We start from the raw sequence: 19,680 nt of genomic DNA, 5'->3' as shown, positions 1-19,680 counted from the left end.
TGGAAGCGTCCCCTGTCGGCGCCGTCGACGGCGCCGGTGGGACGGTGAGAATTGGGCACCATGCTAGTGGTGTGCGCATTTCGGCCGCCGCCAGGACCGCGGTTCCCCGTCCCCGCAGGTCCAGGCCGTGCAACACCTTCACCCGCCGATCACCGCGCCCCCACGCCGGCGCCCGGTGTCCGGGCCCGCGCCGTCCCGCCGCCCTCCGCGCTCCCTTCCACTCCGGTGCCTTCCGGCCGGGATCCCCGGCAGGGCCCCCGGGCCGTACCCTTCAGGAGTTGAAGGGGACACCCGGCGGAGGGGTCCCCGCCCTGGGAGGGTGGATCATGTCGACGGACACACCGGGCTCGCAGTCGTCGCTGCACCGGGCGAACCTGGAACGGGTGCTCCGCGCGGTGCGGATGGCCGGGTCGCTCACCCAGGCCGAGATCGCCCGCGGCACCGGCCTGTCCGCGGCCACCGTCTCCAACATCGTGCGGGAGTTGAAGGAGAGCGGCACCGTCGTGGTCGCCGACACCTCCTCCGGCGGCCGCCGCGCCCGCAGCGTCTCGCTGAGCGGGGACGCCGGCATCGTGGTCGGCATCGACTTCGGCCACACCCACCTGCGTGTCGCGGTCGGCAACCTGGCCCACCGGGTGCTGGCCGAGGAGAGCGCACCGATCGACGTGGACGTCTCCGCCCAGCAGGGCTTCGACCGCGCCGAGGCGATGGTCGAGCGGCTGCTGGCGCAGGCCGGGTTCCGCTCCGACAAGGTGATCGGCGTCGGCCTCGGCGTGCCAGGACCGATCGACGTGGAGACCGGCGCGCTCGGCTCCACCGCGATCCTGCCCGGCTGGACGGGCATCGCCCCGGGCCGGGAGCTGGGCGAGCGGCTCGGCATGCCGGTGCACGTGGACAACGACGCCAACCTGGGCGCGCTCGGCGAGCTGGTCTGGGGCGCCGGGCGCGGGCTGAGCGACCTCGCCTACATCAAGGTCGCCAGCGGTGTCGGCGCCGGGCTGGTGGTGAACGGCCAGATCTACCGGGGGCCGGGCGGCACCGCGGGCGAGATCGGGCACATCACCCTGGACGAGGCCGGGCCGGTCTGCCGCTGCGGCAACCGCGGCTGCCTGGAGACCTTCGTCGGCTCCCGCTACCTGCTCTCGCTGCTGGTCTCCACCCTCGGCCCCGACCTCAGCCTGCCCCGGGTCGTCGAGCTGGCCCAGCAGGGCGACCTCGGCTGCCGCCGGGTGATCGCCGACGCGGGCCGGCAGATCGGCACCGGCGTCGCCACCCTGTGCAACCTGCTCAACCCCCGCCGGGTCATCCTCGGCGGCGACCTCGCCGAGGCCGGCGAGCTGGTGCTCGCCCCGATCCGGGACTCGGTGGCACGCTACGCGATCCCGAGCGCCGCCCGTCAGCTCTCGGTCGTCCCCGGCACCCTCGGCGGCCGGGCCGAGGTGCTCGGCGCGCTGGCCCTGGTGATGAGCGAGATGGGGGAGTCCGGCGCGCTCGGCCGCGCGTGACGCCGCCGGCCGGGGCCGTCCCGAGCGGTCGGCTCCGGACGGTCGATCCCGAGCGACCGCATAAGCATGCTCGAACGCGCGTGCGTCAATCTGAGATGACCCGCTTCCCCTGCCCGACCTCCCGGAACGGCACGACCGAACAGTGGGACCGGGCGCGCCGCTCGGTGTTCGGCAGGCGGACATTAGACTCGACCGGTCGGCACCGGCCGGGACCGTCGGCGTGCCACCGGACCGGGCAGCGACGCCCGTCGGACCGTCCGTGGTCCGCGAACACTGAACGAGGAGGAACGGGTGGCCCTGCTGACCCGCATTCGGGGACCGCGCGATCTCGACCGGCTCACGCCCGGACAGCTGGCCGCACTGGCCCAGGAGATCCGGACCTTCCTGGTGACCGAGGTCTCCAAGACGGGCGGCCACCTCGGCCCCAACCTCGGCGTGGTGGAGCTCACCATCGCGCTGCACCGGGTCTTCGACTCACCGCGTGACCGCATCCTCTTCGACACCGGCCACCAGAGCTACGTCCACAAGCTGCTCACCGGCCGCCAGGACTTCTCCCGGCTGCGGATGAAGGGCGGCCTGTCCGGCTACCCGTCCCGCGCCGAGTCCGAGCACGACGTGATCGAGAACTCGCACGCCTCCACCGTCCTGTCGTACGCCGACGGCCTGGCCAAGGCCAACCAGCTGCTGGGCAAGAACGACCCGGTCGTCGCCGTGATCGGCGACGGCGCGCTCACCGGCGGCATGGCCTGGGAGGCGCTCAACAACATCGCCGACGCCAAGGACCGTCCGCTGGTCATCGTCGTCAACGACAACGAGCGCTCGTACTCGCCGACCATCGGCGGCCTGGCCAACCACCTCGCCACCCTGCGCACCACCCAGGGCTACGAGCGCTTCCTGTCCTGGGGCAAGGACGCGCTCCAGCGCACCCCGGTGGTCGGCCAGCAGCTGTTCGAGACGCTGCACGGCGCCAAGAAGGGCCTCAAGGACTTCATCGCCCCGCAGGGCATGTTCGAGGACCTCGGCCTCAAGTACATCGGCCCGATCGACGGCCACGACCTGACCGCCCTGGAGTCCGCGCTGACCAAGGCGCGCGGCTTCGGCGGCCCGGTGATCGTGCACTGCCTCACCGAGAAGGGCCGCGGCTACCACGCCGCCGAGAACAACGACGAGGACCGCTTCCACGCGGTCGGCAAGATCCACCCGGAGACCGGTCTGCCGATCCAGAGCGGTGGCGGGCAGAGCTGGACCTCGGTCTTCGCGGAGGAGATGGTCGCGCTCGGCCACGAGCGCGAGGACATCGTCGGCATCACCGCCGCCATGCTCCACCCGGTGGGCCTGGCCCCGTTCGCCGAGGCCTTCCCGGACCGCATCTTCGACGTCGGCATCGCCGAGCAGCACGCCGTCACCAGCGCGGCCGGCCTGGCCACCAACGGCCTGCACCCGGTGTTCGCGGTCTACGCGACCTTCCTGAACCGCGCCTTCGACCAGGTCCTGATGGACGTCGCCCTGCACAAGCTGGGTGTCACCTTCGTCCTGGACCGGGCCGGCGTCACCGGTGACGACGGCGCCTCGCACAACGGCATGTGGGACATGTCGATGCTGCAGATCATCCCGACCCTGCGGCTGGCCGCCCCGCGCGACGCCGACCAGGTCCGCGCCCAGCTGCGTGAGGCCGTCGAGGTCAAGGACGCCCCGACCGTGGTCCGCTACTCCAAGGGCACGGTCGGCCCGGCCGTCCCCGCGGTCGGCCGGGTCGGCGGCATGGACGTGCTGCGCGCCGCCGAGGAGCCCTCCGGCGCCCACCGCGCCGATGTGCTGATCGTCTCGGTCGGTGCGATGGCCCTCACCAGCCTGGAGGTCGCCGACCTGCTGGCCGCCCAGGGCATCACCGCCACCGTGGTGGACCCGCGCTGGGTCAAGCCGGTGGACCCGGCCCTGCCGGGCCTGGCCGCCGAGCACCGGGTGGTCGTCACCATCGAGGACAACGGCCGGGTGGGCGGCGTCGGCGCGGCCGTGGCGCAGGCGCTGCGGGACGCGGACGTGGACCTGCCGGTGCGCGACTTCGGCATCCCGCAGGAGTTCCTGGACCACGCCAGCCGGGCCGAGATCCTGGCCGAGATCGGCCTGAACGCCCCGGACATCGCCCGGAAGGTGACCGCACTGGTCGCCAAGCTGGACGCCGCGCCGGTCAAGGCCTGACCGGGGGGTCCCCGTGGACCGCTCCCCGTTCCACCGACGACCGTTTGTCGTAACTCCGTAACAGTTCGTCGCGAGACAAGCTGACAATCGCACCGAAAGGCGGGACCGGCGCCACCGGCGCCGGTCCCGCCCGGTAGGTTGTCACCCGTGTCGACCCCCACCCGCCCCCGCCTCACCGGACTGGCCGAGCGCCTGCCCGAGCGCGTCCGTACCCGTGTGCTGAGCGGGTACTGGACCAGGCTGGTGCCGGTGCTCGCGCTGGTCGCCCTGCTCACCCACATCCCCTCCTTCGCCCGGCCCGTCTGGAGCCCGGACGAGGGCTTCCTGGCCACCCAGGCCCGGATGCTGGCGGACGGCGGGGTGCTGTACGACACCGTGGTCGACCGCAAGCCGCCGCTGCTGCCCTGGCTCTACCAGGCCTGCTTCGCGGTCTTCGGCTCCGCCTCGCTCTGGCCGCTGCGCACCCTGGCGGTGGTGGCCCACCTGGTCACCGCGATCCTGCTGGCCTCGATCGCCCGCGGCCGCTGGGGCAACCGGGCCGGGGCCGGGGCCGGACTGCTCTACCTGCTGGTCTCCATCGGGCTCTCCCCGGAGGACACCCAGGCGGCGACCTTCGAGGTCTTCATGCTGCCCGCCATGGTGGCCGCCTTCCGGTACGCCGAACGGCGCCGCTGGCTGGCCGCGGGCATCGCCGTCGCCCTGTGCTCACTGACCAAGCAGACCGGCGGCGCGGTGCTGCTGCCGGTGCTCTGGATGCTGTTCCAGGACGCCCGCCGGCGCGGGGTGCGCTGGCCGCCCGCGCTGTTCAAGATCGGGTTCGGCTTCACCCTGCCGATAGCGCTGGTCGCGGTGATCCTCACCAAGCCCAAGGGCTTCCTGTTCTGGGTGGTCACCGGCAGCGGTGACTACGCCTCCTTCGGCGGCGCCTGGCTCCAGATGCTCGGCCGGGCGTTCGGCAACTCCGCCATCCTGGCCGCGGCCGGCCTGGGCTTCCTGCTCCCGGTCGGGCGACGGCTCTGGCTCAAGTACCGCCACCGCCCGCTGCCGGTGGCCGGCGAGGAGCACGGCTCGACCACCGACCTGTGGGTCTGGCTGCTCTCCTCGGTCGTCGCGGTCAGCGTGGGCTTCCACTTCTTCGGCCACTACTACCTCCAGCTGATGCCGCCGCTGGTCCTGCTCGGCACCGGGGCGGTCGCCACCTCGGCGATCCGCTGGAAGCCCGTCCTGCTGTACACCACGGCCGCCGCCACGGTGTTCTGGTGCCTGGCACTGGCCTGGCCGGGGGAGCGGCTCAACCGCACCACCGAGGTGGCCACCGCCGTCGCCGCCCAGACCACCCCCAAGGACACCGTGCTGGTCTGGGGCATGCACCCCGAGCTCTACTGGCTGGCCGACCGCAAGCCCGCCACCCGCTACCTGACCGCCGGCTTCCTGACCAACTACAGCGGCGGCAAGGACGGCAACCAGAACGTCGGCGAGCAGTTCAGCGTCTCCAACGCCTGGCAGACCTTCGACAAGGAGCTTGCCAACGGCCTGCCCGAGGTCGTGGTCGACGACTCCGGCATCGCCCCGTACCAGCCGGTCATGGTCCCCAGGATCGAGAACCTGCTGGACACCCACTACGAGATGGTCGGCGTCTTCGCCGACACCGTGGTCTACCGCCTCAAGCACTGAGAGCACCGAGAGCACCGAGACCACCAGGACCCCGAGGCCCCTGTACACGGAGTAAACGTCCGACAACTCCATGCACAAGACATCGGGCGGGAACCCCGTACACACCGAGGAGCCCCGGTGACCAGCAGGTCACCGGGGCTCCTCCGTGTTCCGGGTACGGGCCTTGCCTAGGCGGGCACCGAGGCCACACCGACGGCGAGGAACGGCTTGCCGTTCACCCGCTCGGAGATGCCCTCACGGTCCAGGTACGGGGTGATCCCGCCCAGATGGAAGGGCCAGCCGGCACCGGTGATCATGCAGAGGTCGATGTCCTGCGCCTCGGCGACGACACCCTCCTCCAGCATCAGGCCGATCTCCTGCGCCACGGCCTCCAGGGCGCGGGCGCGGACCTGCTCCTCGGTGAGCACCGAGTCGCCGAAGGACAGCAGCTCCAGCACCTCGGGGTCGAGGACCTGCTGGCCGTCCGTCCAGGTGTAGAAGCCGCGCTTGCCGGCCTTGACCACCTTGGCGAGGTTCTCGGAGACGGCGAACCGCTCCGGGAAGGCGCCGTGCAGGGTCTCCGAGACGTGCAGGGCGATGGCCGGGCCGACCAGCTCCAGCAGCACGATCGGGGACATCGGCAGGCCGAGCGGCTCGACGGCCTTCTCGACGTCGGCGATCGGGGTGCCCTCGTCGATGATGTTCTGGATCTCGCCCATGAAGCGGGTCAGGATCCGGTTCACCACGAACGCCGGGCGGTCCTTGCACAGGACCGAGGTCTTCTTCAGCTTCTTGGACACCGCGAAGGCGGTGGCCAGCGAGGCGTCGTCGGTGCTGTCGCCGCGGACGATCTCCAGCAGCGGCAGGATCGCGACCGGGTTGAAGAAGTGGAAGCCGACGACCCGCTCGGGGTGCTGCAGCTTCGAGGCCATCTCGGTGACCGACAGCGACGAGGTGTTGGTCGCCAGCACGCAGGTCGGCGAGACGACCTTCTCCAGGTCCGCGAAGACGGTCTGCTTGACGCCCATCTCCTCGAACACGGCCTCGATGACGAAGTCCGCGTCGCCGAAGGCGGCGGCCTTGTCCAGCGAGCCGGAGACCAGGCCCTTGAGGCGGTTGGCCTTGTCCGGGCTGATCCGGCCCTTGCCGAGCAGCTTGTCGATCTCGGCGTGGACGTAGCCGACGCCCTTGTCGACGCGCTCCTGGTCGATGTCGGTGAGGACCACCGGCACCTCCAGACGGCGGGCGAACAGCAGCGCCAGCTGCGAGGCCATCAGACCGGCGCCGACGACGCCGACCTTGGTGACCGGGCGGGCCAGCGACTTGTCCGGCGCGCCGACCGGGCGCTTGGCCCGGCGCTGCACCAGGTTGAAGGCGTAGATGCCGCTGCGCAGCTCGCCGCTCATGATGAGGTCGGCCAGGGCCGCGTCCTCGGCGTCGAAGCCGGCCTGCAGGCTCGCCTTGTCCGCCAGGTCGAAGTCCTTGGCGGCGGCGATGATGTCCAGCGCCTTGTAGGCGGCCGGAGCGGCGCCGTGCACCTTGCCGTCGGCGACCATGCGGCCCCAGAGGACGGCGTCGTCCCAGGCCTTGCCGCGGTCGATCGCCTCGCGCTCGACGACGACGTCGCCCTTGACGACCTTGGCGGCCCAGAGCAGCGACTGCTCCAGGAAGTCGGCCGGCTCGAAGATCGCGTCGGCGATCCCCAGCTCGAACACGTCCTTGCCCTTGAGCTGCTTGTTCTGGTTCATCGAGTTCTCGATGATGACCTTGACGGCCTTACCGGCACCCACCAGGTTCGGCAGGATGGTGCAGCCGCCCCAGCCGGGGACGAGTCCGAGGAAGACCTCGGGCAGCGAGAAGGCCGGGACGCCCGCCGACACCGTGCGGTAGTCGCAGTGCAGGCCGACCTCGACGCCGCCGCCCATTGCCGCGCCGTTGTAGAAGGCGAAGGTGGGGACGGGCAGCGAGGCGATCCGCTTGAAGACGTCGTGGCCGCCCTTGCCGATGGCCAGCGCGTCCGCGTGCTCCTTGAGCAGCTCGACGCCCTTGAGGTCGGCGCCGACCGCGAAGATGAACGGCTTGCCGGTGATCGCGGCACCGACGATCCTGCCCTCGGCGGCCTCGGCCTCGACCTGGTCCAGCGCCGCGTTCAGCTTGAGCAGCGAGCCCGGGCCGAAGGTGGTCGGCTTGGTGTGGTCGAAGCCGTTGTCCAGGGTGATCAGGGCCAGCTTGCCGGCCTGCAGCGGCAGGTCGAGGTGGCGGACGTGCGCGGTCGTGACGACCTCGCCCGGGAAGAGCTCGGCGCCGCGGGTGAGCAGCTCAGTGGTGTCGGCCATGGTCACTTACCACCCTCGAGCTCGGTGTTCCGGGTCTCGCCGCTCCAGTGGGGGTTCTCCCAGATGATGGTGCCGCCCATGCCGAAGCCGATGCACATCGTGGTCAGGCCGTAGCGGACGTCCGGGCGCTGCTCGAAGCGGCGGGCCAGCTGGTTCATCAGGCGCACGCCGGAGGAGGCCAGCGGGTGGCCGAAGGCGATCGCACCGCCGTACGGGTTGACCCGCTCGTCGTCGTCCGCGATGCCGAAGTGGTCCAGGAAGGCCAGGACCTGGACGGCGAAGGCCTCGTTGACCTCGAAGGCCTGGATGTCGTCGATGGTCAGACCGGCCTTGGCCAGCGCCTTCTCGGTGGCCGGCACCGGGCCGACACCCATGACCTCGGGCTCGACGCCCGCGAAGGCGAAGGAGACCAGGCGCATCTTGACCGGGAGGCCGAGCTCCTCGGCGACGTCCTCGGCGGCCAGCAGCGAGGCGGTGGCACCGTCGTTCAGACCGGCCGAGTTGCCCGCGGTGATGTTGCCGTGCGGGCGGAACGGGGTCTTGAGGCCCGCCAGGTTCTCCATCGTGGTGCCCGGGCGCATCGGCTCGTCCACGGTGGCCAGGCCCCAGCCGGTCTCGCCGACCTCGGGGTTGGTGTTGCGGATCGTGATCGGCACCAGGTCGGGCTGGATGTCGCCGTTGGCGTACGCCTTGGCGGCCTTCTCCTGGGAGCGCACGGCGTAGGCGTCGCAGCGCTCCTTGGTCAGGTGCGGGAAGCGGTCGTGCAGGTTCTCCGCGGTCATGCCCATGAACAGGGCGGACTCGTCGACCAGCTTCTCGGAGACGAAGCGCGGGTTCGGGTCGACGCCCTCACCCATCGGGTGGCGGCCCATGTGCTCGACGCCGCCGGCCACGACCACGTCGTACGCGCCGAAGGCGATGCCGCCGGCGGTGGTGGTCACGGCGGTCAGCGCGCCGGCGCACATGCGGTCGATCGCGTAGCCCGGGACGGACTTCGGCAGGCCGGCCAGCAGGGCGGCGGTGCGCCCGATGGTCAGACCCTGGTCGCCGATCTGCGTGGTGGCCGCGACGGCGACCTCGTCGATGCGCTCGACGGGCAGGTTCGGGTTACGACGCACGAGTTCCCGGATGCACTTGACGACCAGGTCGTCGGCGCGCGTCTCGTGGTAGATGCCCTTCGGGCCGGCCTTGCCGAACGGGGTGCGGACGCCATCGACGAAGACGACGTCCCTCGCGGTACGAGGCACGGGGGCTCTCCTCCCAGGGACCAACATTTCGAGGTGGGCAGGCTGCCGCCGTCGAAGACCCGAGCGGCGCCGCATCACGGTCATGCTACCCGTCGGTAACCAACCTGCCCAGGCCCCTCGGAGGGATCTGACCATGTGTCCCCCGACACGTTCCCCGCCCCGTCCGACCAGGAGCGTCCGTCCCGGGTACGACGAAGGGGATGTCGCCCGTACGGACGACATCCCCTTCCACCGGTTGCCGGATCGGGTCGCGGACCGGCCCGCGCCGCGATCAGCCCTGGGGCGCGGTCGCGGTTGCGGCCGCGGCCGCGGCGAACGCGGCGGCCACCGCCGGCGCCACCAGGTCCACCTGCCACTGCCGGGCGCCGAGCCCGCGCAGCGCGGCGGCCACGTGCTCCAGGTCCGGCTCGGTCGGCGGCTGCCAGGAGACCCGCCGGACCAGGTCCGGGGTGATCAGGTTCTCGGCCGGCACGTGGTACCGCTCGGCCAGCTCGGCGATCGCGCCGCGCGCGCCGGTGAGCCGGGCGGCGGCCACCGGGTCCTTCTCGGCCCAGGCCCGCGGCGGCGGCGGTCCGTCGTGCGGCGCGGTGGCCGGCGGCAGCAGGTTCTCCGGGATCTCCCGGCCGCGCTGCACGGCCGCCAGCCACTGCTCCAGCTGGCGCCGGTGCACCCGGGGGCCGAAGCCCTGGACGGCCTGCAGGGAGGCGATGTTCAGCGGCATGGCCAGCGCGGCGTTGACGATCGCGGCGTCCGCCAGCACCCGGCCGGGAGAGACGTCGCGCTCCTGGGCCATCCGGTCGCGGACCAGCCACAGCTCGCGCACCACGGCCAGCTGACGGCGGCGGCGGATCTTGTGCAGCTGCGAGGTGCGGCGCCACGGGTCGGTGCGCGGGGCCGGGCGGGGCGCGGCGGCGATCGAGGCGAACTCCTCCATCGCCCAGCCGAGCTTGCCCTGGGCGTCCAGCTCCCGTTCGAGTGCGTTGCGCAGCTCGACCAGCACCTCGACGTCCAGAGCGGCGTAGCGCAGCCACGGCTCGGGCAGCGGGCGGGTGGACCAGTCGACCGCGGAGTGCTCCTTGGCCAGGCTCAGCCCGAGGATGTTCTCGGTCATCGGCCCGAGGCCGACCCGGGCGAAGCCGGCGATCCGCCCGGCCAGCTCCGTGTCGAACAGGCGCCGGGGTCTCATGCCGACCTCGGACAGGCAGGGCAGGTCCTGGCTGGCCGCGTGGACGACCCACTCGGCGTCCTCGACGGCCCGGCCGAGCGCGCTGAGGTCCGGGCAGGCGATCGGGTCGATCAGGGCGGAGCCGGAACCCTCGCGGCGCAGCTGAATGAGGTAGGCGCGCTGCCCGTAGCGGTAGCCGGAGGCCCGTTCGGCGTCGATGGCCACCGGTCCGGTGCCCGAGGCGAAGGCGGCGACGATGTCGGCCAGCGTGTGCTCGTCCGCCACCACGGGCGGGATCCCCTCCCTCGGTTCGAGGAGCGGGACCGGGGCTGCTTCTTCTGGGATGGCTGCTACGGCGTCGGTCACCCCCCAAGGGTACGACGGTCCTCGCGGCCGGGAGTGTTGTCGGACTGGTCAGACTGTTGATCGCCCGCTCAGCCGGGAGGGTGATCGGGCCGGTGGCCGGGTCGGCGAACGGGCCGGTGACCGGGTCGTGCCCGGACCGCGCCCGGGGCGCTGCCGGGGCCGGGACCGCCCGCGCGCGGGGCGGGGTCCACGCGCCGCGGGCACCGGGACGGCGCACCGGCGGCCGAGGGGGAGACAGCTCGGCGGCGGCCGAGGGGGAGACAGCTCGGCGGCGGCCGAGGAGGAAACGTTCCTCCTCGGCCGCCGCAGCGGTCCGGAGTGCCCGGCTCAGTGGATGATGCCGGTGCGCAGCGCGACCGCGACCATGCCGGCGCGGTCGCCGGTGCCCAGCTTCCGGGCGATCCGGGCGAGGTGGCTCTTGACGGTGAGCGCCGACAGGCCCATCGCCACGCCGATCGCCTTGTTGGACTGCCCCTCGGCGACCAGCCGCAGCACCTCGACCTCGCGGCCGGAGAGCTCGCGGTACGCGGCCTGCTGCGCGCCCGGCGCACCTGGTGCTCCGGGGGCGCCCGGAGCACCGCCCGCGCCCGGCATGCCCGGCATCCCGGGGCGGCGCATCCGGCCGGCCAGCCCGGCGGCACCGAGCGGCAGGCCCGGGCGGCCGGGCATCGCGACGTTCGTCCGGGTACCGGTCACCACGTAGCCCTTGACGCCGCCGGCCAGCGCGCTGCGGACCGCGCCGATGTCGTCGGCGGCGGACAGCGCCAGGCCGTTGGGCCAGCCCGCGGCGCGGGTCTCGGCGAGGATGGTCAGTCCGGAGCCGTCAGGAAGGTGCACGTCGGCGACGCAGATGTCGCGTGGTGTGGAGACCCTGGGGCGGGCCTCGGCGATCGACGACACCTCGATCACGTCCCGGACGCCGAGTGCCCACAGGTGGCGGGTGACGGTGTTACGGACGCGGGGATCGGCGATGACCACCATGGCGGTGGGCTTGGTCGGCCGGTAGGCGACCACGTTTGCGGGGTGCTCAAGAAGGACCGACACCAGGCCTCCTGCGGGGAGTGGCGGACGGAACCCCGATGGGGGCGGTCGGAGTGTTCCGCGTTCGGAAAGGGTCACAGTCTGCTTCGGCAGCAACCGTGCCCGGCTTTAGCGAAAGATCACGATCTAGTGAGTAACAATACGGACAAATCGCGCAAATGATTGATGCGACATGCCCGCGATTCGCACAAAATCGATCAGATTCGATGCCGATCGGTCGGTATCGACCGGTGAATTGACGCAGAGCGGGTCCGAAGTCACACTCCGTCAGCCCTGGGGGTGGCGTCCGGCCCCGGAGCGGCGCCGGAGCCCCGCACCACCCGTCAGTGCGACCGGGGGCGTCGCCGGGCGGGCATCGGGACCACCCCACCGAGTGAAGGAACCTCGGCGGGCCCCTGCGGGGAGGGGGAGGCCGGCGGCAGGCCGGCGCTGATGCACAGCAGGTCGCCCCAGGCCGCCAGGTGCCGCTCGAAGCGGCCGTCGGCCGGCGTCCAGGAGGCCCGGATCTCGACCTCGGTCGAGGACGGGCGGTCCGCCAGGCCGCCGAAGTACTGGGAGGACGCCAGGGTCACCGTGCCGGACGGCTCCGCGTACCCGGCGCCGTGCGTCTGCAGGGCGTCCAGCAGCCAGGCCCAGCCGACCTCGGAGAGCATCGGGTCGCCGGCCATCTCCGGCTCCAGCTCGGCCCGGGTCATCGTGACCACCCGGAACTCCCCGTTCCAGGCCTCCTGCCCGGCCGGGTCGTACAGCAGCACCAGTCGGCCGTCCGCCAGCTCCTCGCCGTCAACCTCGACCGAGGCGGTCACCGCGAAGGAGTACGGGGCCAGCCGGCGCGGCGCCGGCGCGGGGGAGAGCTGCACCTCGGGTCGCAGCCGGGCCCCGTCCAGGGCCGCCACCGCCGCCCTGAACTCGCTCGGCGCCCCCTCGCGACCCGCTCCGCCACCTGCTCCGCCACCCTGCGCGGGGTGCCCTCCGACCGCTGCCATGTCCCGAAGACTAGGTCGAAGAACGGGGTTATCGCCGCAACTTCTCTCCCAGCGGCGTGCCGGAACGGCAAACCCGGACAGATCTTGGAGGAACCGACGAGACCGACCGGGGAACCGGGCGCCGCACGCGTGCGAAGATTTGACGCGTGAGCGAGACTACGGCAGACACCACGGCGGCCACCCACGACGGCCCGAGCACCCCCGGGCGCCGCGGCGCCGCGTACGACTCCGCGTTCCTGCGCGCCTGCCGGCACGAGCCCGTGCCGCACACCCCGGTGTGGTTCATGCGCCAGGCCGGCCGCTCGCTGCCCGAGTACCTGAAGGTCCGCGAGGGCATCCCCATGCTGGAGTCCTGCATGCGGCCCGAGCTGGTCAAGGAGATCACCCTCCAGCCGGTGCGCCGGCACAAGGTGGACGCGGCGATCTTCTTCAGCGACATCGTGGTGCCGCTCAAGGCCGTCGGCATCGACGTCGACATCAAGCCCGGCATCGGCCCGGTCATCGCCGACCCGATCCGCACCTTCGAGGACCTGAAGCGGCTGCGCCCGCTGGAGCCGGACGACGTCCCCTACATCACCGAGGCCGTCGGCCTGCTGGTGGACGAACTCGGCGGGACCCCGCTGATCGGCTTCGCCGGAGCGCCGTACACGCTGGCCAGCTACCTGATCGAGGGCGGCCCGTCCAAGAACCACGAGAACACCAAGGCCATGATGTACGGGCAGCCCGAGCTGTGGGCCGCCCTGGTGGACCGGCTCGCGGACATCACCTCGGCCTTCCTCAAGGTGCAGATCGAGGCCGGCGCCTCGGCGGTCCAGCTGTTCGACTCCTGGGTCGGCGCGCTCGCGCCGGACGACTACCGCCGCTCGGTGATGCCGTCCAGCACCAAGGTCTTCGACGCCGTCGCCGAGTACGGCGTGCCGCGGATCCACTTCGGCGTCGGCACCGGCGAACTGCTCGGCCTGATGGGCCAGGCCGGCGCCGACATCGTCGGCGTCGACTGGCGGGTGCCGCTGAACGTCGCCGCCGAGCGGGTCGGCCAGGGCAAGGGCCTCCAGGGCAACCTCGACCCGGCCGTGCTGTTCGCGCCCACCAAGGTCGTGGAGACCAAGGCCCGCGAGGTGCTGCACGCCGCCCAGGCGCTCGGCACCAGCGGCCACATCTTCAACCTCGGCCACGGCGTGCTGCCGTCCATGGACCCGGACGCGCTCAGCCGCCTCGTCGCCTTCGTCCACGAGGCCAGCGCCCGCTGACCTCCCGGTGGCGGGCCTCCGGAGCCGGAGGCCCGCTACCCGGCCGTGACCTCGATCCCGGCCCGGCGCAGCAGCGCCGCCGTCACGCCGTCACCGGGGCGCAGCTCCCCGGTGAACGTCCCGTCGTACACCTGCCCGCAGCCGCAGGACGGGCTGCGCGCCATCAGCACCGCCCGCCGCGCCCCCGCCTCCTCGGCGGCGGCCAGCGCCGCCCGGGCTCCGGCCAGGAACTCCGCGGTGCAGTCCGCCCCGGTCGCGTCCACCACCCGGGCCCGCCCGTCCAACACGTCCGCGCCGTCCCCGCCCACGATCTCCGCCGGCGGCCGCGGCGTCGGCAACCCGCCCGCCCCCTCCGGGCACACCACCACGGCCCGCCCCTCCTCGACCAGGCGCACGGCGCCCTCGGAGGTCTTCGCCCGCCCGTCGTACCGGCAGGGGATCCCGGCCAGACACGCACTCACCACGATCGGTTCCATAGCACACAGGTTAAGCGGGGGGTCGGCGAGTTCCCGAACTCGCTACCGTAGGGGCATGAGCGAGCTGCCGGACTGGATGTACGCGCCCAGAGACGAGGGCTGGTATGCGGACGACCTCGACCACCTGCCGCAGGCGCCGCGGCACACCGAACTGATCGACGGAGCACTGGTTTTCATGATGTCCCCGCAGCGTTGGTGGCACGGCGAAACCATCGACGAGCTGAAGACCGCGCTGCGTACCCAGCTTCCGAAGGGTGTCAGGGTCGGCCGGGAGATGTCGATCAAGCTCGACAAGCGGAACCGCCCCGAGCCGGACCTTCTCGTCGTCAGGGCCGACTTCGAGGGAAACCGCACCCAGTTCACTCCTGACGAGGTCCTGCTCGTCGTCGAGGTCGTCTCGCCGGAGTCCGCGCACCGCGACCGCACGGTCAAGGTCCGCAAGTACGCCGAGGCCGGCATCCCGCACTACTGGATCGTCGAGGAGGAAGGCGACGGTCGGTCGGCCGTGCACGTCTACGAACTGGACCAGGTGACCGCTTCGTACGCGCCCGCCGGGATCTTCCGCGGCAGACTCGAACGCCCGGTGCCGTTCCCGATCGCGATCGACCTCGGGCGTGCAGGGGATTGAGGCATCCGTGTAAAGACCTGCGAGACTGCGGAGCATGTCGCAAGCACGGGTCGTCGTCGTCGGTGGTGGGATCGCGGGGCTGGCCGCGGCCGCGTTCCTGAGTGGGGCCGCCGGGGGGCCGGCGAGGGCGCGGGTGACGCTGTTGGAGGCATCCGGGCGGGTCGGCGGGAAGCTGTGGGGCGGGGAGGTCGGCGGGGTCCGGGTGGACCTCGGGGCCGAGTCGGTGCTGGCCCGGCGGCCGGAGGCGGTGGAGCTGGCGCGGGCGGTCGGGCTCGGCGAGGACCTGGAGCCGCCGACCACCGCGAAGGCCGCGATCTGGACCCGCGGCGCGCTGCGTCCGCTGCCCGGTGGGCAGGTGATGGGCGTCCCCGGTGACCTGGAGGCGCTGGCCGCCTCCGGGGTGCTGACCGACGAGGGGCTGGAGCGGGCCCGACACGAGCGGCCCGGCGAGGTCGGCGAGGACGTCGCGATCGGCCGCTACGTCGCCGACCGGCTGGGCCAGGAGGTGGTGGACCGGCTGGTCGAGCCGCTGCTCGGCGGCGTCTACGCCGGCCGCGCCGACGAGATCTCGCTGCGCGCCGCCGTACCGCAGCTGCTGTCGATCGCCCGCGGTGGCGGCTCGCTGGTCGACGGGGTGCACGAGCTGGCCTCCCGGCCGAAGGTGGTCGGCACCCCGGTGTTCCAGGGCCTGCGCGGCGGCCTCGGCACGCTGCCCGGCGCGGTCGCCGCGGCCTGCGTCGGGGCGGGCGTGGACCTGCGCACCGACACCCCGGTGGACGAGCTGCGCCGCACCCCCGACGGCTGGCGGGTGGTGACCGGTGGCGAGGTGCTGCACGCGGACGCCGTGGTGCTGGCCGTCCCGGCCCCCGCCGCGGCCCGGCTGCTGCGCGAGGACGCCCCGGTGGCCGCCACCGAACTGGACGCCGTCGAGTACGCGGGCATGGCCCTGGTGACCCTGGCCTTCCGCCGCGCCGACCTGGCCGAACCGCCGAGCGGCAGCGGCTTCCTGGTGCCGCCGGTGGACGGGCGGCGGATCAAGGCCTCGACCTTCTCCTCCAACAAGTGGGGGTGGCTGGAGCGCTCCGCGCCGGACGCGTTCCTGCTGCGCACCTCGCTGGGCCGGTACCGCGAGGACGAGGCGCTGGGGCTGCCGGACGAGGAGCTGGTGGCGCGGTCGCTGGCGGACCTGGAGGAGGCGATCGGGCTGACCGCCCGGCCGTACGACACCTTCGTTTCCCGCTTCTCGGCCGGGCTGCCGCAGTACCCGGTGGGGCACCTGGACCGGGTGGCCCGGGTGCGGGCCGCGGCGGGGCGGGTGGGCGCGCTGGCGCTGTGCGGCGCCGCGTACGACGGGGTGGGCATTCCGGCGTGCATCGGATCGGCGGCCGCCGCGGCGGCGCTCGTCGACAGACTGCTGACCCCGGAGACCGGGGCAGGTTCCACGGAGAGGACAATGGACGCATGACTGAGAGTGTTGAGCGGGAGCCGGAGCAGCAGCCCGAGAAGAAGAAGGCGCGCGACCTGAACCAGGTCATCCGCTACACCATGTGGTCGGTGTTCAAGCTCAAGGGCGCCCTGCCCGAGGACCGCACCGCGCTGGCCACCGAGGTGGACGAGCTGTTCGCCCAGCTGGCCGCCAAGGACGTGACCGTGCGCGGCACGTACGACGTCTCCGGTCTGCGCGCGGACGCCGACATCCTGGTCTGGTGGCACGCCGCCGACTCGGACGACCTCCAGGAGGCGTACAACCGCTTCCGCCGCACCGGCCTCGGCCGGCTGCTGGAGCCGGTCTGGTCGAACATGGCGCTGCACCGCCCCGCCGAGTTCAACAAGTCGCACATCCCGGCGTTCCTGGCCGACGAGCGCCCGCGCGACTACGTCTGCGTGTACCCGTTCGTCCGCTCCTACGAGTGGTACCTGCTGCCGGACGCCGAGCGGCGCGCGATGCTCGCCGAGCACGGCCAGATGGCCCGCGGCTACCCCGACGTGCGGGCCAACACGGTGGCCTCGTTCGCGCTCGGCGACTACGAGTGGCTGCTCGCCTTCGAGGCGGACGAACTGCACCGGATCGTCGACCTGATGCGCGACCTGCGCCCCTCCCGGGCCCGGCTGCACGTCCGCGAGGAGGTGCCGTTCTTCACCGGTCGCCGCAAGCCGGTGAGCGAGCTGCTGAACGGCCTGGTCTGAGCGGTCCGAGCGGTTCCCGGAGGCCGGTTCCCCAGCGGGGGGCCGGCCTCCGGCCTGTCACGGGCGTGGCCCGGCGAACTCGCGCAGCACGTCCACGTAGTGGGTGCCGAGGTCGACCCGGGTGACGTCGCGGACACGGTACTTGATCGGCTTCGGGTACCAGCGGGCCTCCGGATCGACCTCGTGCAGCCGGAGCGAGCGGGGGCGCAGCTCGGTGACCGTACCGACCCGGCAGACGTCCGGATCGAGGACCTCGGCGTGCAGGGCGATCAGGCCGTACTCCGCCGAGGCGGTGGCGAGCAGGCCGGACAGGTCGTCCAGCGGTAGTTCGGTGCCGGGCACGGGGACCGGCCACAGGCCGCGGCCGCGCAGCGCGCGCACGGTCAGGGTCTCCGGGCCGCCCCGGTCGCGGACCTTGTGCAGCGTGCAGGTGAGGACGGCGGTCCAGCCGTCGAGTCGGTGGTCGACGCAGTTGGCGAGCAGGGTCCAGACCGGGCCGGTGCCGAGGACGAAGCCCTCCAGCCGGTCGGCGCCGGGGAGCGTGCGGCGCAGCCGGACCAGCCGCCCCTCGGCCTGGGCGCGGTCGAGCACGGCGCGGTCCCGGTTGTCCATGGGCGGAAGTCTGCCCTGGTCACAGGGGTCGGCGCAGCCGCTTTTCCTTCGGGGCTCGGGCTCAGTTCCGGTGCGGGCGCAGGGCGGCGCGGAGCCGGGCGTCGGGCAGGACGGCCGGGCCGTTCATGGCGACGGCGGTGAGCAGCTCGCGCTCCTCGTCGTCGGCCAGGCCGCGCTGGCGGGCCGGACGGACCTCGCGCAGCACCTCCTGGCCGATCGGGGAGGCCCATCGGGTGTACGGGTAGACGTCGACCCGCGCCATCAGCAGGGTGCCGGAGGTGAGCACCAGCGGCAGCGAGAACCAGGCGAGCGGGGCGAGGGTGTCGCCGCCGGTGAAGCCGCCGAGGGTCAGCGAGGCGGCCAGCAGCATCACGGTGAGCAACAGCGCGTGCCGGACCTGCCGGATCACCGCCACCGTGTCGCGCTGCACCGGGGCCGGGGTGGCCAGGCCCGCCAGGGCGAGCCGGGCGCCGATCTCCAGCACGGTGGGGTGCTCGGCCATCGCCCGGCGCAGCCCGTCGGTCCGGCACTGGCCCTCGCGGCCGACGGTGGCGATCACCGCCCGCTCCAGGCGGCTGCGGCCCTTGGGGTCGACCACCGTGGTCCAGCCGGTGTGCGCCAGGTGCAGCCGTCCGCGGCCGGCCATCAGGACGAGGGCGAGTTCGACGACCCGGTCCGGGCCGCCGGCCAGGTAGGCGGTCTCGTACAGGCCGATGCCGACGGCTTCGGGGGGCCGCAGGCCGCTCCGTTCGGCGAGGGCGTCGGCGGTGGCGGTCATCCGGACCAGTCGGAGGCAGGACAGGACCGCCGCGACACAGGCCGGAATGAGGAACAGCAACCACATGGGCTTGTTCTATGCCTGTGTCGACGGCGGGCGGAACGCTTCCCGGCCCGCGATACCGAACTGTGACGTCCGGCGGTGCCCCGGGGCCGGTCCGCGCACCCGCGTCCGGGGCGTCAGGAGCCGCAGCCACCGCCGCAGCTGGACCCGCAGCTGGACGAGGACGACGACCCGCAACTGGACGAGGACGAGGACCCACAGCCGGACGAACCGGAGCTGCAGCCGGACGAGGACGAGGAGCCGCAGCTGGACGAACCGCAGCCGGAACCGGAGGAGCCGGAGTCGGAGGACCCGCACCAGGAGGCGGAGCCCCCGTCGGACCCGGAGGAGCACGAGGAGCTCGACGTCGAGGACGAGGACGCCCCGGAGGCGTTCGCGGAGACCGCCTGCCGCACGGCCTCCTCCTCGGCCGCCGCGGCCAGCATCGCGGCCTCCAGCTGCTGGTCGTCCAGCCCGGCGGCGGCCAGCCCGCCGAGCGCCAGTGCGCCCAGCAGCGCGCCGCCGGCCAGCCGCGCCGGCATTCCGGAGTGGGGCGTCCACGGCGTGCCCCCCATCAGGGAGAGCTGGCGCTGCCCGGCCGGGGTGATCCGGCCCTTGACCGGCCGGGTGGCGAGCAGCGTGGTGAAGCCGCCGAGCAGCAGGAGGCCCGGAGTCCAGAGGTTCGGGCGCTGGTGCCCGGCGGCGCCGTCGTCGAGCACCAGGGCGACCACCGCGGAGGCGGCCACGACGAGCAGCGCGAGCCAGAGCAGCCGGCGGGCGGTGCGGGCGTGCCGCAGCCGCTCGGGGCGGCGCAGCAGGCCGCGGTCGGCGAGCCGGTCGCCGATCTCCTGGACGGCGGCGGAGCGCATCACGGTGTGGCGCAGCTCGCCGAGTCCTCGGCTCCCGGTCGGGCCGACGGCGTCGTGGACGGCCTTGTCCACGGCGTCGTACGGCTTGGCGCCGGTGAGCGTGACCAGGCCGGAGCGGCTGATCACGGCCTGCTCGCCCATGTGCATCCGGACCACGGCGGTGTCGAACACCCGCCCCGGTCCGCCGGACAGGAACGCGGCGTCGAGCAGCGGCAGGCCGCGGCCGGGCAGGCCCTTGGCGTACCGGACCCGGCCGATCCGCTGGCGGGTCTGGGCGGCGTACAGGGCGGCGGCCGCCAGCAGGAGGGCCGGGACGATGAAGTAGCTGTTGTGCCACATG

Annotated in this window: 16 protein-coding genes; 7 read left to right on the top strand and 9 right to left on the bottom strand. The window is 73.0% G+C overall.

Annotation, left to right across the window (positions count from 1 at the left end; genetic code table 11):
* Nucleotides 1–326: 326 nt before the first annotated feature.
* From ACGF13_RS24790 to ACGF13_RS24780, 3 genes are all read left to right on the top strand, one after another.
* Nucleotides 327–1,505, top strand: coding sequence for an ROK family protein (locus ACGF13_RS24790; protein ID WP_392878609.1), 1,179 nt, complete (start codon nt 327–329; stop codon nt 1,503–1,505).
* 291 nt (nt 1,506–1,796) lie between these two features.
* The gene (gene dxs, locus ACGF13_RS24785; RefSeq protein ID WP_392878607.1) at nt 1,797–3,704 is read left to right on the top strand and encodes a 1-deoxy-D-xylulose-5-phosphate synthase; all 1,908 of its coding nucleotides are present in this window, start codon (nt 1,797–1,799) and stop codon (nt 3,702–3,704) included.
* Nucleotides 3,705–3,851: 147 nt separating this feature from the next.
* Complete coding sequence (locus ACGF13_RS24780; RefSeq protein WP_392878604.1) at nt 3,852–5,378, top strand: ArnT family glycosyltransferase; 1,527 nt, start codon at nt 3,852–3,854, stop codon at nt 5,376–5,378.
* Between the two features lie 167 nt (nt 5,379–5,545).
* On the opposite strand, the gene ACGF13_RS24775 is transcribed toward ACGF13_RS24780, so the two are convergent.
* From ACGF13_RS24775 to ACGF13_RS24755, 5 genes are all read right to left on the bottom strand, one after another.
* On the bottom strand, nt 5,546–7,693 hold the full coding sequence (locus ACGF13_RS24775) for a 3-hydroxyacyl-CoA dehydrogenase NAD-binding domain-containing protein (RefSeq protein WP_392878602.1): 2,148 nt from the start codon (nt 7,691–7,693) through the stop codon (nt 5,546–5,548).
* Nucleotides 7,694–7,695: 2 nt separating this feature from the next.
* Nucleotides 7,696–8,940 (bottom strand): thiolase family protein, encoded by a 1,245-nt coding sequence (locus tag ACGF13_RS24770; protein WP_392878599.1) that lies wholly within the window; start codon nt 8,938–8,940, stop codon nt 7,696–7,698.
* A 271-nt stretch (nt 8,941–9,211) separates the two neighbouring features.
* The gene (locus tag ACGF13_RS24765) at nt 9,212–10,471 is read right to left on the bottom strand and encodes an HRDC domain-containing protein (RefSeq protein ID WP_392878596.1); all 1,260 of its coding nucleotides are present in this window, start codon (nt 10,469–10,471) and stop codon (nt 9,212–9,214) included.
* Nucleotides 10,472–10,798: 327 nt separating this feature from the next.
* Nucleotides 10,799–11,515 carry a LuxR C-terminal-related transcriptional regulator gene (locus ACGF13_RS24760; protein ID WP_392878593.1) on the bottom strand — a complete coding sequence of 239 codons (717 nt, stop codon included), beginning with the start codon at nt 11,513–11,515 and terminating at the stop codon, nt 10,799–10,801.
* Between the two features lie 320 nt (nt 11,516–11,835).
* The gene (locus ACGF13_RS24755) at nt 11,836–12,498 is read right to left on the bottom strand and encodes a DUF3000 domain-containing protein (protein ID WP_392878591.1); all 663 of its coding nucleotides are present in this window, start codon (nt 12,496–12,498) and stop codon (nt 11,836–11,838) included.
* A gap of 236 nt (nt 12,499–12,734) precedes the next feature.
* Here ACGF13_RS24755 and hemE point away from each other — a divergent pair, with 236 nt between their 5' ends.
* Nucleotides 12,735–13,748, top strand: a complete 1,014-nt coding sequence (gene hemE, locus ACGF13_RS24750; RefSeq protein ID WP_392878862.1) for a uroporphyrinogen decarboxylase — start codon at nt 12,735–12,737, stop codon at nt 13,746–13,748.
* 35 nt (nt 13,749–13,783) lie between these two features.
* Here hemE and ACGF13_RS24745 read toward each other — a convergent pair whose 3' ends face one another.
* A complete protein-coding gene (locus tag ACGF13_RS24745; RefSeq protein ID WP_392878588.1) occupies nt 13,784–14,224 on the bottom strand; it encodes a DUF523 domain-containing protein in 441 nt (146 codons plus the stop codon).
* Between the two features lie 55 nt (nt 14,225–14,279).
* Between ACGF13_RS24745 and ACGF13_RS24740 the strand changes: the two genes are divergently transcribed.
* The 3 genes from ACGF13_RS24740 to hemQ are packed head-to-tail and all read left to right on the top strand — an operon-like array spanning nt 14,280 to nt 17,039.
* Complete coding sequence (locus ACGF13_RS24740; protein WP_392878585.1) at nt 14,280–14,852, top strand: Uma2 family endonuclease; 573 nt, start codon at nt 14,280–14,282, stop codon at nt 14,850–14,852.
* Nucleotides 14,853–14,886: 34 nt separating this feature from the next.
* Nucleotides 14,887–16,317, top strand: a complete 1,431-nt coding sequence (gene hemG / locus ACGF13_RS24735; RefSeq protein WP_392878582.1) for a protoporphyrinogen oxidase — start codon at nt 14,887–14,889, stop codon at nt 16,315–16,317.
* On the top strand, nt 16,314–17,039 hold the full coding sequence (gene hemQ, locus ACGF13_RS24730) for a hydrogen peroxide-dependent heme synthase (protein ID WP_392878580.1): 726 nt from the start codon (nt 16,314–16,316) through the stop codon (nt 17,037–17,039). The genes hemG and hemQ overlap by 4 nt, the downstream gene beginning before the upstream one ends.
* 57 nt (nt 17,040–17,096) lie before the next feature.
* Here the strand turns inward: hemQ and ACGF13_RS24725 are convergent, their stop codons facing one another.
* The 3 genes from ACGF13_RS24725 to ACGF13_RS24715 all read right to left on the bottom strand — a co-directional run bounded on the left by ACGF13_RS24725 (nt 17,097) and on the right by ACGF13_RS24715 (nt 19,679).
* On the bottom strand, nt 17,097–17,651 hold the full coding sequence (locus tag ACGF13_RS24725) for a hypothetical protein (protein ID WP_392878578.1): 555 nt from the start codon (nt 17,649–17,651) through the stop codon (nt 17,097–17,099).
* Nucleotides 17,652–17,712: 61 nt separating this feature from the next.
* Nucleotides 17,713–18,495, bottom strand: coding sequence for a TIGR04222 domain-containing membrane protein (locus ACGF13_RS24720; protein WP_392878575.1), 783 nt, complete (start codon nt 18,493–18,495; stop codon nt 17,713–17,715).
* Nucleotides 18,496–18,608: 113 nt separating this feature from the next.
* Nucleotides 18,609–19,679 (bottom strand): TIGR04222 domain-containing membrane protein, encoded by a 1,071-nt coding sequence (locus ACGF13_RS24715; protein WP_392878573.1) that lies wholly within the window; start codon nt 19,677–19,679, stop codon nt 18,609–18,611.
* Between the last annotated feature and the right edge of the window lies 1 nt (nt 19,680).

Source organism: Kitasatospora sp. NPDC048286, assembly GCF_043201735.1.
Taxonomy (GTDB): Bacteria; Actinomycetota; Actinomycetes; order Streptomycetales; family Streptomycetaceae; genus Kitasatospora.
Note: the sequence above shows the minus strand (reverse complement) of the source record. Positions and strands in the feature narration are given on the sequence as shown.

Bases quoted from the DNA above. Each gene is read 5' to 3' on its own strand.
- hemG (WP_392878582.1), top strand. From the start codon at position 14,887: ATGTCGCAAGCACGGGTCGTCGTCGTCGGTGGTGGGATCGCGGGGCTG.
- ACGF13_RS24755 (WP_392878591.1), bottom strand. From the start codon at position 12,498: ATGGCAGCGGTCGGAGGGCACCCCGCGCAGGGTGGCGGAGCAGGTGGC.
- ACGF13_RS24740 (WP_392878585.1), top strand. From the start codon at position 14,280: ATGAGCGAGCTGCCGGACTGGATGTACGCGCCCAGAGACGAGGGCTGG.
- ACGF13_RS24715 (WP_392878573.1), bottom strand. From the start codon at position 19,679: ATGTGGCACAACAGCTACTTCATCGTCCCGGCCCTCCTGCTGGCGGCC.
- ACGF13_RS24720 (WP_392878575.1), bottom strand. From the start codon at position 18,495: ATGTGGTTGCTGTTCCTCATTCCGGCCTGTGTCGCGGCGGTCCTGTCC.
- ACGF13_RS24775 (WP_392878602.1), bottom strand. From the start codon at position 7,693: ATGGCCGACACCACTGAGCTGCTCACCCGCGGCGCCGAGCTCTTCCCG.
- hemQ (WP_392878580.1), top strand. From the start codon at position 16,314: ATGACTGAGAGTGTTGAGCGGGAGCCGGAGCAGCAGCCCGAGAAGAAG.
- ACGF13_RS24725 (WP_392878578.1), bottom strand. From the start codon at position 17,651: ATGGACAACCGGGACCGCGCCGTGCTCGACCGCGCCCAGGCCGAGGGG.
- ACGF13_RS24745 (WP_392878588.1), bottom strand. From the start codon at position 14,224: ATGGAACCGATCGTGGTGAGTGCGTGTCTGGCCGGGATCCCCTGCCGG.
- ACGF13_RS24790 (WP_392878609.1), top strand. From the start codon at position 327: ATGTCGACGGACACACCGGGCTCGCAGTCGTCGCTGCACCGGGCGAAC.